Here is an 11,607-nt window from a genome sequence, read left to right as displayed (position 1 = left end):
ACTAGGCGCAGATCGTCGCCCTATTTGTGCAGCTGGGTGAGACCGGTCGGCGGCCCGTCGACGGCGGTCCAGCCGCCATCGACGAACAGCGTGCTGCCGCTGACATAGCTGGCGGCGTCCGAGGCGAGATAGGCCACCGCCGTTGCGACCTCGTCGGCGCTGCTCCAGCGGTTGAACACGGTGTGGCCGGCGTAGAGATTGTAGATGTCGGGCCGCTGCTTGAACGGGCCGGTCAGCGCGGTCTCGGCGATGCTCGGCGCGATGGCGTTGACGCGCACGCCGGCATGACCGACCTCGGAGGCAAAGCCCTTCACCAGGAGGCCGATCGCCGCCTTGGTCGAGCCGTAGACGCCAAGGCCCGGTTCGATGGTCACCGCGCGCACCGAGGAGCAGGCGATGATGCTGCCGCCCTTCTGCCCGACCATGATGCGGCCGAAAGCCTGGAAGAACCAGACCGTGCCCTTGACGTTGAGGTTAAGGACACGGTCGAGATCCTCCTCGGTGTAGTCGAGGATGGTCTTGCGGATGTTGAGCCCGGGCGTCGTCACGGCAATGTCGAGCCGCGGGAACTTCTGCATCACGCTCTTGGCGAGCGCGTTGACGTCCGCAGCGATCGCGGCGTCGCAGCTAGCAGCTTCCGCCCAGCCACCCTTGTCGCGAATGCCCGCGGCGGTCGCTTCCGCTGCATCGAGCGCCCGATCGGCGCAGACGACACGGGCGCCGAGCCCGGCCAGTGCTTCGGCCGACGACTTGCCGATGCCCGAGGCGGCGCCGAGCACGACGGCCGTCTTGCCGGTGAGATCGAAGAGCTTGCGATAGTCGGTCACGGACAGATTCTCCCTGTTGTTGTGACGCAAACTACGCAAGCGCGGTGCGCCGGCCAAGTGCCGGCGCGCGCACGGCAGCTATCCCTTGTATCCCATCAGCAGGCGCGGCAGCCACAGCGAGAATGCGGGAACGTAAGTGACGAACATCAGCGCTGCGATCAGCGCGGCGTAGAACGGCAGGATGGTGCGCATCACCGCGCCCACCGAGATGCCGCCGATGGCGCAGCCCACGAACTGCGTCGTTCCGACCGGCGGAGTGTTCAGCCCCAGCGCGCAGTTGATCAGCATCAGCATGCCGAACTGCACGGGATCCATGCCCGCCTTCATCGCGATCGGCAGGAAGATCGGAGTGCAGATCAGGATGGTCGCCGCCATGTCCATGAACGTGCCGAGCACGAACAGGATGACGTTGATGAGCAGGAAGATGATCCAGGGCTGCGTGGATACCTTACTCATCAGGTCGCCGGCGAAATCGGCCACCTCGTAGAGTCCCATCAGATACTGGAACATGGTGGAGACGCCGATCAGCAGCAGCACCACGCCCGTCGTCTTCACCGCCTTCGCCGCGGCCCGCAGGAAGTTCGGCAGGGTCATGGTGCGGTAGATGAAGAACGTCAGCAGGATCGTGTAGGTGACCGCGACCGCTGCGGATTCAGTTGCCGTGAAGACGCCGGACAGGATGCCGGCCAGAATGATGCCGACGATCAGCAGGCCGGGCAGCGCCGCCGCGAAGGAACGGAAAACCTCGGACCAGCCCGGAAACTTGCCGGCCGGATAGCCGCGCTTCACCGCGACCGCGTAAGCGGCGACCAGCATGCACACCATCAGCACGAGCGCCGGCAGAAGGCCTGCGGCGATCAGCGCGCCGATCGAAACCTTGCCGCCGGCGGCCAGGGCATAGATGATCATGTTGTGGCTGGTCGGCATCAAGGCTCCGACCAGCGAGGCGTGGGTGGTGACGTTGACGGCGTAGTCGGTGTCGAATCCTTCCTTTTTCATCATCGGGATCATCACCGCGCCCATCGCCGACACGTCGGCCACGGGCGAACCGGATACGCCGCCGAACAGCGTGCAGGCGACCACGTTCGACATGCCGAGCCCGCCGCGGATGTGTCCGACGAGATTCTTGGCGAGCTGCACGATCTTGTCGGCGACGCCGCCATGCAGCATCAGCTCACCGCTGAAGACGAAGAACGGAATGGCGAGGAACGAGAATATGTTCATCCCCGACATCATCTGCTGGAAGATGACGGCAACCGGCAGGCCCTCGTAGAGGATGGTGCAGATCGCCGAGAGGCCGATCGCGAAGGCGACCGGGACGCCGAGGATCAGGAAGCCGAAGAAGGAGGCGCCGAGGATGATCAGTTCCATGAGGGGACGACCTCTTCGCCGCGCAGGAGAGCAATGATGTGCTCGATTGAAAAGGACACGATCAGGACGCCGGAGGCGATCAGCGGGACGTAGCGGATGACCTCGGGAAGGCCGAGATTGGGAATCTTCACGGTGCCGACCGACGCCCCGAGGATCCAGCCATTGTAGGCCATCGCAACGCCGAACAGGGCGACCAGAACGTGGATCACGAGCTCGATCTTCTCGCGCACATTATCCGGAAGCATCACCAGCAGACTGTCCATGCCGATGTGTCCGGCATCGCGCACGCCGACGGCGGCGCCGATCAGCGTGACGTACAGGATCAGGACCAGCGCAAGGTTCTCGGTCCAGGTCGGGCTGGAGTTGAGCACGTAGCGTCCGAACACCTGGTAGAACACGATGGTGACGATGACGAGCAGGCCGGTCACGGACAGATACATGCCCACACGCGCAACGGGGGCATTGATCCGCGACAGCAGGCCGGTGGACGGGCGTCCGGCGACCTCCTGCTCGTGGCTTGCGACGTGTGGGTCTGTCATCGCGCGTCTCCTTCGCGAGGGCCCGGCGTCACCTGGCGGCGACACCGGACCCGATCCGCCGTGTTCTTACTTCGTATCCTGGATGCGCTTGACGAGGCTCTGCAGCTTCTCGTCGCCGGCGAACTTCTGGTACACAGGCTTCATCGCGTCGACGAATTCCGCCTTGTTGGCGATCGTGACGACCTGAACACCGGCCGCCTCGACGGTCTTGCGGGACGCCTGCTCACGCTCGTCCCAGAGCTTGCGCATGACCGGCACCGATTCCTTGGCGGCCTTGCGGATCATCGCCTGATCCTCCTTGCTCAGCGTGTCCCAGACCTTCTTGGACATCACGAGAACCTCGGGCGCCAGAGAGTGCTCGGTGATGTTATAGAACTTGGCTGCCTCGAAATGGCGCGAAGACTCGTAGGAAGGCCAGTTGTTCTCGGCCGCGTCCACCAGACCCGTCTTGAGCGCGGTATAGACCTCGCCATACGGCATCGGCGTCGGGTTGGCCCCGAGGCTCTGGATCATGCCGACCCACAGGTCGGATTGCTGGACGCGGATCTTCAGGCCCTTGAGGTCCGCGAGCGACTTGACCGGGGCCTTGACGGTGTAGATGGAGCGGGCGCCGCTGTCGTAATAGGCAAGGCCGACCAGGCCCGCGGGCTCCATCGCCGCCAGTATCTCGTCGCCGATCGGCCCGTCAAGGACGGTGCGCATGTGCTGCGTGTCGCGGAAGACGAAGGGCAGGCACAACGCGATGGTCTCAGGCACGAAGTTGTTCAGCGGCGATGCGTTGATCCGCATCATGTCGAGCGCGCCGATCTTGAGCTGCTCGATGGTGTCCTTCTCGGAGCCCAGGGCGCCGTTGGGAAACACCTTCACGCCGAGCTTGCCGCCGCTCGCGGTCGCGAGCTGCTTGCCCATGAACTTGACGGCCTCGACGGTCGGATAATCGGCGGGATGGATGTCGGCGGAGCGGAAATCGCGTGCGGTCGCCAAGGGCGCTGAGACCGCCAGCACAGCGGCTGCGATGATACCGGTGAGTGTCTTCATCTGGGCTTCCTCCTGAGTTGATTATGTCGTTGTCGGGCAGATGCTGCGCGCCGCCCTGGGTCGCTCCACTTCAGGTGTAAAGTCAAGCGTTACAAACGCACCACCTTGGTAGGATTGCACGGCGGAGTCGAGCGGATTTGACTGCTTCATGATCGCCGGCGCGGAAGGCGCGGCCTTCATCGCGCTGCCTCGGGCGGGGGCCTGCGCGGCAAGTGCTCCCTGCCCTCGCGCCTCGCCATCGGCCAATGCCGGATGCGGGCGAACGACGCTCGTCGTGTCCATGGATGTTCCTCTCGGTTTGTGCTCGACCGCTATTGATTGCGGCTTGGAGGTTCGGACGAGACGGTCGTCCTTCCCGGCGTACGCGCTGCGTCGGCGCGATGTCGCCAATGTCGTCCCTAGGGCGGGCGGCATTCTGAGTCCAAGCCAAATCCGGCATCGATCGATGCCGGACTTGCATCGATCGATGCCGTGCCGCCCCGGCAAGGCAAGCGGCAGATGCTTCCCTTTTCCCGAAATGGCCCGATTGTTTCGGGCGTGAGGCGGGCTCTCGGCTTACCGGAGCGTTACTTGACGCCACCGGTGCAGCCCCCACAAAATGCTCCGAAACAGACCGGACCATCTCGAAGGGAATGCCCATGCCGCGGACACTGATCGATATCTCCGTGCCGCTCAGAAACGACGTGACGTCCGACCCGCCGGGCAATCACCCGACGATCCACTACATCGATCACCAGCAGGGCCTGCCGCGCATGCTCCAGTTCTTCGACGGCCTCAAGGCGCAGGACCTGCCGGACGGCCAGGGCTGGGCCGTCGAGCAGGTCTCGTTGTCGACGCATAACGGCACGCATCTCGATGCGCCCTGGCACTTCCACCCGACCATGAATCGCGGCGAGCGGTCATGGACGATCGACGAGGTGCCGCTCGAATGGTGCTTTCAGCCCGGCGTGAAGCTCGACTTCCGGCACCTGCCCGATGGTTATGTCGTGACCGCCGCCGACGTCGAGAAGGAGCTCAAGCGCATCGGCCACACGCTGTCGTCGCTGGAGATCGTCGTCGTCAACACCAGCGCCGGCGCCAAATTCGGCCAGGCCGACTACGTCAATTCCGGCTGCGGCATGGGTTACGAGGCCACCATGTATCTGCTCGAGCGCGGCGTGCGGCTGACCGGCACCGACGGATGGAGCTGGGACGCTCCGTTCGTCTACACCGCGAAGAGATATGCCGAAACAAAAGACGCCGGCCTGATCTGGGAAGGCCACAAGGCGGGACGTCACATCGGCTATTGCCACCTCGAGAAGCTACACAATCTTGATCGATTGCCGCCGGCCGGGTTCACGGTCTCATGCTTCCCGGTGAAGATCGAACGCGCCTCCGCGGGCTGGACCCGCGCGGTCGCCATCATCGACGGTTAGGCGAACGCAATCACTCGCCGCCGAGGCCGCTTTCGGCGAGCTCGCGCAGCGCATCGGTATCGAGCACGACGATGGCGCCGTGCTCGAGGCGAACCCAGTTGCGTCCGGCCCAGGCGCGCAATTGCTTGTTGATGCTCTCGCGCGTCATCCCCACCATCTCGCTGATTTCCTGCTGGGTGATGGCGAGCGTACCGCTGCCGGAGTCGAACTTGCGCTCTTCGGTGAGACCGAGCAGTGCGCTTGCGAGCCGGCCCGGAAGATTTTGCAGGATCACCTGCTCGACCTGCTGGCTGGTCCAGCGCAGCCGCGCGCAGAGCAGCTCGATGAATTTCATCGCCAGCGCCGGCTGGCTCTTCACGAACGGCAGGAAGTCGCGGCGATCGATGATGTAGAGCTCGCAATTGGTGTTGGCGGTCGCATCCGCCGAACGCGGCGCACCGTCGAGAACCGCGATCTCGCCAAAGATTTCTCCGGGACCGATGAGATTGAGAATGGCATTCCGCCCGTCGGGCGAGGAGGAGGATATCTTTACCGTCCCCGAGATCACCGCGAACAGGTTGTTGCCGGGGTCGCCCTTGGCGGCGATCGTCGCACCGCGCTTCACGGTGGTGTGCTTGGCGTAGCGGCAGAGCTGATCGAGCGCATCCGGCTCCAGATCCGCGAAGATCGGGTGCTTGCGCAGGACCGATAATTTGTTCGCCGCCGATTGTCGGGGGTCGCCGGTCTTGTCCTGAGGCACGCCGCTGGGCTCCTAAGACTGCGAGGCACTGGAGTTCCTGCGTAGTCAGTGTTGCCCGGCATTTCAACCGGAAAGCATGCGCGCGCTTTAAGGCAAATGCGGCGAAAATGCCCGCCGCCCGGCTCAAGGGCGGCATCCGAAGGATGCGCCAATGCGTCCCAGTCGATGCAGAGTTGCAGGCACCGCACGCCGCGATTGCGTTGAGGCGCTGCCGGACAGCCAAGAGCCGGCCGGGCGAGCGTCGGCGCTTAGCGCGTCAGAGGAGGCTTACGATCAGGGGCTTCAGCGCTTGGAATCGGGGTCGAGCCGGCCCGCGCTGGTTTGTCGGTCCGCCCATGCCAGAGCTGCGGCGAAAGTGACGAAGATCGCCACGACGACAATGGTCATCAGCAACGCGTCAATAGGCATCGTGCTCCTCCCGGGTGTTGAGGGGCATTATTTGCGGCCGGCGCCCACCGTCATTGATCGGGATCAAAAATCCGAGAGCATCGTGAAAAGCCTGTCAGGCCGCGGCCAAGGCCTCGACGCGAGCCGGGTCGAGCAGGCTGATACCGCCATGAATGATGGCGATCGCTCCGTGGCGTTCAAGCTTGGTAAAGGTGCGACTGACGGTCTCGATGGTCAGGCCGAGATAATCGGCGATGTCCTGCCGGCTCATCGGAAGTGGAACCGTGTCGGACGCCCCCTTGAGCGCGAGCAGCCGCTCGCGCCAGCCAAGCAGAAAAGCCGCAACCTTCTCGTCCGCCGAGCGGCGGCCGAGCAAGACCATATGGTCGCGTGCCTGGCTCAACTCGCGAATGGCCAGCTCGTTGATCCGCCTGAGCAGTTGCGGCCGCTCCTCGATGAAACGCCCGAAGGGCGCCTTCGCGAACTGGCACACGGTCACCGCGCCGATTGCATCGGCGGAAAAATTGTGGCGGCCGGACAGATTCATCCCCAGGAAATCGCCGGGCAAGGCGAAGCCGACGATTTGCCGCCGGCCGTCGGGGAGCAGCTTGTACAGCCGCATGACGCCTTCGAGAACGTTGTAGAACGAGGTCGTGATGTCCTCCTCGGAGAACACGGTCTCGCCTGAGGAAAAATGGACACGGCGTCCGAGATGCTCGAATTCCCTGAGCTCGGCCGCATCCAGCGACGAACAAACCGCCGATGTGCGTATGGCACAATCGCTGCAGAAATGCCCGTTTGGTTCAATCATGACCACGGAAGGCTTCATCCACCGCTCCTAGCGTCGGTCCAGCTCCGCCCCCCGGCCGAGTCCGCCATACGCACCCGCATTTTACTGCACCCTCACAAACGCGGTTGACCCAGATCAATTCTGGCGGGTCTCCTCTCTCTATTCTGCGCCGAGAGTTCGACGGGATCCCGCCTTCCATGCTTCACCATGCGCTCCGCCAGGGCCTGATTGGCCTCTTTCTGATCACGCCAGCGCTGGCGGCACCGACCGCCGAACAACGCGGAAAGGCCTTTGCACGGGCCAATTGCGCGCGCTGCCACGCGATCGACCGCGTCTCCGAGAGCCCGCTCAAGATCGCCCCGCCGCTGCGCACGCTGCACCGGAATTATCCGATCGCGACCCTTGGCGAGGCGCTGGCCGAAGGCATCTACACGGGCCACGCCGACATGCCCGCCTTCGAGCTCAGTCCGGACCAGATCCACGACCTCCTGTCCTACCTCAAGACGCTGGAATAGGCGGCCTCACACCGCCAGCACCGTCCAGCCGATCAGTTCCTTGGCGATGCGGGCGAAAGCCGCGTCGAACGCTGCGACCGCAGCGGCCGGTTCGACCTTGTCGAGCTTCTCACTGGTCTCGACGAGGCGGGACGCGACCACCTTGCCGTTCTTGTCGACGATCCGCGCCGATAGTCCGATCTCGACCCTTGTCTCGCCGTCCGTGGCAATCCGGAAGCGTCTGATGTCGATCAGCAGTTGGTAGTCCGCCTGCCCGAGATCGCTCGTGCGCAACGGCGCATGGGCGATGTCGTAGTTCTCGAAGCTGTCGATCAGCCGCGCCTGCACCAGCTTTGGAATGCTGTCGGCCCAGAGGAAATCGGCAAAGCCTGGATTATCCCCGACCGGCGCAAACAGCATGCGCTGGGTCTGGAGCATCGCGACCGCGGTCGGCTCGGGAATGGCCAGCGACGCAGAAAGCGTCTTGGCGGCCGGTCCGAGGTTCTGCGGCGTGCGCAGGTCATAGGTGATCTTCTGCGCCGGCGCGCCGCCGCCGGTCATCTTCTCGAGACCCGCCAGGATGCCGTCGAGCTTGCCGGTGTTGCGCGCGAGCCCGTCGGAGAACGTCTTGAAATTCGCGATGGTGTCCTTCAGCGGGCCGGAATTGTCCTCCAGCACCGAATCCACCCGTCGCAGCGCATCGCGCGCCGCCTGCGTCATGCTCTGGCCGGCGCCGGCCTCGGCGATCAAGGTCAGGGGCTCGCCGGATTTGGCGACGATCATGCCGCCCTCCAGTGTCACCACCGGCACGCCGGTCAGCCCCTGGAAATCGAGCCCGACCCTGGTGTCGGCGCGCACCGGCGTGGCGGAGGCAACCGAAATCGTCGCATTGACGAAGCGCGGATTGTCCGGCGCGAGCCCCAGCTGGGCCACCTCGCCGACGCGGATGCCGTTGAACAACACGCCGGCGCCAACCAGGAGCCCCGGTACCGGTCCCTGGAATTGCACATGGTAGTTCGTGCGCGGCCCGATGCCGCCGGTGTTGTTCAGCCAATAGATGAAGCCGAACACCGCGAGGATCGCGGCCAGCACGAAGGTGCCGATCAGCACGTAGGGAGCGCGGGTTTCCATGTCTCATCTCATCTCGTGTTGCAGCATCTGCGAGCGCTTGCCGTGGAAATAGGCGCGCACCCAGGGATGCTCGGATTGCAGCAGGTCGCGCATCGGGCCAATCGCAACGATCTTGCCGTCGGCGAGCGCGGCCACGCGGTCGCAGACCGTGGTGAGGCTGGCAAGATCATGGGTGACCATGAACACGGTCAGTCCCAGGGTCTTTTGCAGCGTCTTAATGAGCGCGTCGAAATCGCCGGCGGCGATCGGATCGAGGCCGGAGGTGGGCTCGTCCAGGAACAGGATCGGCGGATCGAGCGCGAGCGCGCGCGCCAGCGCCACGCGCTTGGTCATGCCGCCGGACAGCTCCGCCGGATATTTGTCGGCGTCCTGCGCCCGCAGCCCGACCATTTCGAGCTTGGCGATCGCGATCTCGTCCATCAGCTCCTGCGACAGGACGAGATTTTCGCGCAGCGGAAACTGGACATTCTGGCGGACCGTCAGCGAGGAGAACAGCGCGCCCTGCTGGAAGAGGATGCCCCATGTCGCGGCCGCGCCTTGCGTGCCGCGGTCATGCGTGCCGCCGATCTCGTGCCCCATGACCTCAATGGTACCGCTTCGGCGCGGGATGAGGCCGATGATGGTTCGCATCAAGACCGACTTGCCGCCGCCGGACGCTCCCACCAGCCCGAGAATCTCGCCCTTGCGAACGTCGAGCGAGAGATGGTCGAGCACCGTCTGGCGGCCGAAGCCGACCACGAGGTCGCGGACGCGGATCGCGAACTGTTCCTGCGGTTCGCCCATCGTCACATCCCGATCGAGGCAAAGAAGATTGCGAACAGGCCGTCGAGCACGATCACCAGGAAGATCGACTTGACCACCGACGTCGTCGTCTGCCGCCCCAGCGACTCGGCACTGCCCTTGACGCGCAAGCCCTCGCTACAGGCGACAATCCCGATCACCAGCGCCATGAACGGCGCCTTCAGGATGCCCACCTCGAAATGGGTGACGGAAATGGCCTCATGCAGCCGTGCGATGTAGATCGCCGGCCCCATGTCGCCGTAGAACTGCGCGACCAGGCCGCCGCCATAGAGCGCGGCAATCGATCCGATGAAGGCGAGAATCGGCAGTGCGATGACCAGCGCCGCAACACGCGGCAGGATCAGGACGCCGACGGGATCGAGCCCCATCGTCGACAGCGCGTCGATCTCCTCGCGCATCTTCATCGAACCGAGCTCGGCGGTGTAGGCGCTCCCCGACCGGCCGGCGACCATGATGGCGACGATCAGAACGCCTAGCTCGCGCAGCACGAGGATGCCCACCATATCGACGGTATAGGACTCAGCACCGAACCTGCGGAAATGGAAGAATCCCTGCTGGGCGATAATGGCGCCGATCAGGAAGGTGATCAGCGCGACGATGGGAATCGCCTGCCATCCGATGCGGTAGAGCTGGTAGACCAGCGACGTCAGCCGCAGCGACCGCGGCCGGCGCAGCACACCGAAAATGGCCATGAACAATGCGCCGAGCATTTGCAGGAAGATCGTAATGTCTTCCCGCGCGCCGACCGTGGACTTGCCGAGATCGCCGAGCCTGAGCAGAAGCGGATTTGGCGCAGCTGCCGGCGCCGGCGTGTGGCGGTTAACCTCACGCACCTCGTCCATCAGACCGCTGAAATGATCGGCGACGCCGACGAATTCGGCCGATCTGCCTGACGTTGCGGCCCTGCGCGACAGCTTCTCCAGGACCCAGGCGCCGAGCGTATCCAGCGCACTGACGCCCGACATGTCCAGCGTCACGGCCCTGGATCGATCGACATCCGCGCCGACCGAGCGGGACAGAGTTTCGAGCATCGCCACATTCGCCGCGGTCCAGGACCCTTGCGGGCGCAATTTCAGCCCCTCGCCAGACGGCGTTGCCAGCAACAGCGGTTCGGAGTTCACGCTTCCACCTCATCGGGACAATCGGTCCCCATTCAGCCGCCACTTCTAGGCCAGCGTGTGGCGGGCGGTTTGACCTGTCTCAAGGGCAGGCCCCTGCCCACCCCTTGACGCAAATCAAGCGCGGTCACGCCGGCGGGTCTTAGGTTCGCTCCATTCAATGGAGACATCAAATCCATGTTCGACAGCGACAGGATGAGCGAAGAACTGCGGACGTTGAAGGTGGACGTCACCCGCCTGCTGAGCACGGCCGGCGAGGAAATGTTCGAGAGTTCGAAGGACCGCGCCGAGGCTCTGGCCGATCAGATCAAGGCCGCGCTTGCCGAGCTCGGCGAAACCGTCAGCGACGAGCAGGAGCAGCTTCAGGGCCTCATCGCGGAGCGCCCGATGACGTCGCTCGCCTCCGCCTTCGCGCTCGGCGTCGTCGTCGGCTTCATGCTGAGGAGACACTAGGTGAATACCGAGAACGTCGTCAAACATCTGCGCGTGCTGTGGCGGACCGACAGGATCATCGCAGACATCAGGCTGCGCCATCTGCTGGTAGGCCTCGGCCTGCGCGCCTTTGCGGCATTGATCGCGGCATTCGGGCTCCTGATGCTGGAGCTGTCGGCCTATTTCGCGCTGGTCCAGATCTGGAGCGCAATTGCGGCAGCGGCCATCCTCGGCGCCGTCAATTTTGCCATCGCGGCGGTCCTCTTCGTCATCGCCGGGCGGGCTCCGTCCGGCCGCGACATCGAGCTCGCCAATGAAATTCACGGCGCATCCATCGAGGCCCTTCAGCTCGAGGCGCGCGCGCTCCAGACCCAGGTGTCGGGCGCGGTGCATCATCCGCTGAGCACGATCGTGCCGGTGCTGGTGCCGCTGATCGCGATCATCGTCAAGAGCCTGCGGAAAACGACCAAGGAGACTGCCGCTGCAACGTCGGCCGAAGCGCGCTCCTGAAGCGCGATGAGATTG

15 protein-coding genes are annotated in these 11,607 nt (G+C 64.4%); 4 read left to right on the top strand and 11 right to left on the bottom strand.

Features of this window, described 5'->3' with window-relative positions:
• Nucleotides 1-20: 20 nt before the first annotated feature.
• From WN73_RS15885 to WN73_RS15865, 5 genes are all read right to left on the bottom strand, one after another.
• Nucleotides 21-827, bottom strand: coding sequence for an SDR family NAD(P)-dependent oxidoreductase (locus WN73_RS15885; protein WP_011088796.1), 807 nt, complete (start codon nucleotides 825-827; stop codon nucleotides 21-23).
• 78 nt (nucleotides 828-905) lie between these two features.
• Nucleotides 906-2,198 carry a TRAP transporter large permease gene (locus tag WN73_RS15880; protein WP_011088797.1) on the bottom strand — a complete coding sequence of 431 codons (1,293 nt, stop codon included), beginning with the start codon at nucleotides 2,196-2,198 and terminating at the stop codon, nucleotides 906-908.
• A complete protein-coding gene (locus WN73_RS15875; RefSeq protein WP_182869048.1) occupies nucleotides 2,189-2,737 on the bottom strand; it encodes a TRAP transporter small permease in 549 nt (182 codons plus the stop codon). Before WN73_RS15875 ends, WN73_RS15880 begins: the two co-directional genes overlap by 10 nt.
• Nucleotides 2,738-2,803: 66 nt before the next feature.
• Nucleotides 2,804-3,775 carry a TRAP transporter substrate-binding protein gene (locus WN73_RS15870; protein ID WP_182869050.1) on the bottom strand — a complete coding sequence of 324 codons (972 nt, stop codon included), beginning with the start codon at nucleotides 3,773-3,775 and terminating at the stop codon, nucleotides 2,804-2,806.
• 21 nt (nucleotides 3,776-3,796) lie between these two features.
• Nucleotides 3,797-4,057, bottom strand: coding sequence for a hypothetical protein (locus tag WN73_RS15865; protein WP_182869052.1), 261 nt, complete (start codon nucleotides 4,055-4,057; stop codon nucleotides 3,797-3,799).
• Nucleotides 4,058-4,413: 356 nt separating this feature from the next.
• On the opposite strand from WN73_RS15865, the gene WN73_RS15860 reads away from it, so the two are divergent.
• Nucleotides 4,414-5,190 carry a cyclase family protein gene (locus WN73_RS15860; RefSeq protein ID WP_182869054.1) on the top strand — a complete coding sequence of 259 codons (777 nt, stop codon included), beginning with the start codon at nucleotides 4,414-4,416 and terminating at the stop codon, nucleotides 5,188-5,190.
• A gap of 10 nt (nucleotides 5,191-5,200) precedes the next feature.
• Here WN73_RS15860 and WN73_RS15855 read toward each other — a convergent pair whose 3' ends face one another.
• The 3 genes from WN73_RS15855 to WN73_RS15845 form a co-directional block, all read right to left on the bottom strand.
• Nucleotides 5,201-5,929 carry a Crp/Fnr family transcriptional regulator gene (locus tag WN73_RS15855; RefSeq protein ID WP_011088801.1) on the bottom strand — a complete coding sequence of 243 codons (729 nt, stop codon included), beginning with the start codon at nucleotides 5,927-5,929 and terminating at the stop codon, nucleotides 5,201-5,203.
• Between the two features lie 282 nt (nucleotides 5,930-6,211).
• Nucleotides 6,212-6,337, bottom strand: coding sequence for a hypothetical protein (locus tag WN73_RS15850; protein WP_256380426.1), 126 nt, complete (start codon nucleotides 6,335-6,337; stop codon nucleotides 6,212-6,214).
• A gap of 94 nt (nucleotides 6,338-6,431) precedes the next feature.
• Nucleotides 6,432-7,145 carry a helix-turn-helix domain-containing protein gene (locus tag WN73_RS15845; protein ID WP_011088802.1) on the bottom strand — a complete coding sequence of 238 codons (714 nt, stop codon included), beginning with the start codon at nucleotides 7,143-7,145 and terminating at the stop codon, nucleotides 6,432-6,434.
• Between the two features lie 158 nt (nucleotides 7,146-7,303).
• On the opposite strand from WN73_RS15845, the gene WN73_RS15840 reads away from it, so the two are divergent.
• The gene (locus WN73_RS15840; RefSeq protein WP_011088803.1) at nucleotides 7,304-7,621 is read left to right on the top strand and encodes a c-type cytochrome; all 318 of its coding nucleotides are present in this window, start codon (nucleotides 7,304-7,306) and stop codon (nucleotides 7,619-7,621) included.
• A 6-nt stretch (nucleotides 7,622-7,627) separates the two neighbouring features.
• On the opposite strand, the gene WN73_RS15835 is transcribed toward WN73_RS15840, so the two are convergent.
• Genes WN73_RS15835 through WN73_RS15825 form a run of 3 tightly spaced genes read right to left on the bottom strand, consistent with a single transcriptional unit; the run spans nucleotide 7,628 to nucleotide 10,653 of the window.
• Nucleotides 7,628-8,731: an ABC-type transport auxiliary lipoprotein family protein gene (locus WN73_RS15835; RefSeq protein WP_011088804.1), complete on the bottom strand. Its 1,104-nt coding sequence runs from the start codon at nucleotides 8,729-8,731 to the stop codon at nucleotides 7,628-7,630.
• Between the two features lie 3 nt (nucleotides 8,732-8,734).
• On the bottom strand, nucleotides 8,735-9,514 hold the full coding sequence (locus WN73_RS15830) for an ABC transporter ATP-binding protein (RefSeq protein ID WP_028174476.1): 780 nt from the start codon (nucleotides 9,512-9,514) through the stop codon (nucleotides 8,735-8,737).
• Between the two features lie 2 nt (nucleotides 9,515-9,516).
• Entirely contained in the window at nucleotides 9,517-10,653 is a 1,137-nt protein-coding gene (locus tag WN73_RS15825; RefSeq protein ID WP_182869056.1) for an ABC transporter permease, read from the bottom strand.
• 174 nt (nucleotides 10,654-10,827) lie between these two features.
• Here WN73_RS15825 and WN73_RS15820 point away from each other — a divergent pair, with 174 nt between their 5' ends.
• Together WN73_RS15820 and WN73_RS15815 are read left to right on the top strand one after the other, a co-directional pair.
• A complete protein-coding gene (locus WN73_RS15820; RefSeq protein ID WP_011088807.1) occupies nucleotides 10,828-11,103 on the top strand; it encodes a hypothetical protein in 276 nt (91 codons plus the stop codon).
• Nucleotides 11,104-11,592: a phage holin family protein gene (locus WN73_RS15815; protein ID WP_028174474.1), complete on the top strand. Its 489-nt coding sequence runs from the start codon at nucleotides 11,104-11,106 to the stop codon at nucleotides 11,590-11,592. It begins immediately after the preceding gene.
• Nucleotides 11,593-11,607: the final 15 nt, after the last annotated feature.

Origin of the sequence: Bradyrhizobium sp. CCBAU 45394 (assembly GCF_028128655.1) — a bacterium.
Classification (GTDB): Bacteria; Pseudomonadota; Alphaproteobacteria; order Rhizobiales; family Xanthobacteraceae; genus Bradyrhizobium; species Bradyrhizobium diazoefficiens.
This window is presented reverse-complemented; position numbering and strand designations above follow the sequence as displayed.

What these genes read in the sequence shown, in the direction of transcription:
- WN73_RS15880 (WP_011088797.1), bottom strand. Translation starts at nt 2,198, where the DNA reads ATGGAACTGATCATCCTCGGCGCCTCCTTCTTCGGCTTCCTGATCCTC.
- WN73_RS15820 (WP_011088807.1), top strand. Translation starts at nt 10,828, where the DNA reads ATGTTCGACAGCGACAGGATGAGCGAAGAACTGCGGACGTTGAAGGTG.
- WN73_RS15850 (WP_256380426.1), bottom strand. Translation starts at nt 6,337, where the DNA reads ATGCCTATTGACGCGTTGCTGATGACCATTGTCGTCGTGGCGATCTTC.
- WN73_RS15840 (WP_011088803.1), top strand. Translation starts at nt 7,304, where the DNA reads ATGCTTCACCATGCGCTCCGCCAGGGCCTGATTGGCCTCTTTCTGATC.
- WN73_RS15870 (WP_182869050.1), bottom strand. Translation starts at nt 3,775, where the DNA reads ATGAAGACACTCACCGGTATCATCGCAGCCGCTGTGCTGGCGGTCTCA.
- WN73_RS15865 (WP_182869052.1), bottom strand. Translation starts at nt 4,057, where the DNA reads ATGGACACGACGAGCGTCGTTCGCCCGCATCCGGCATTGGCCGATGGC.
- WN73_RS15830 (WP_028174476.1), bottom strand. Translation starts at nt 9,514, where the DNA reads ATGGGCGAACCGCAGGAACAGTTCGCGATCCGCGTCCGCGACCTCGTG.
- WN73_RS15860 (WP_182869054.1), top strand. Translation starts at nt 4,414, where the DNA reads ATGCCGCGGACACTGATCGATATCTCCGTGCCGCTCAGAAACGACGTG.
- WN73_RS15875 (WP_182869048.1), bottom strand. Translation starts at nt 2,737, where the DNA reads ATGACAGACCCACACGTCGCAAGCCACGAGCAGGAGGTCGCCGGACGC.
- WN73_RS15835 (WP_011088804.1), bottom strand. Translation starts at nt 8,731, where the DNA reads ATGGAAACCCGCGCTCCCTACGTGCTGATCGGCACCTTCGTGCTGGCC.
- WN73_RS15845 (WP_011088802.1), bottom strand. Translation starts at nt 7,145, where the DNA reads ATGAAGCCTTCCGTGGTCATGATTGAACCAAACGGGCATTTCTGCAGC.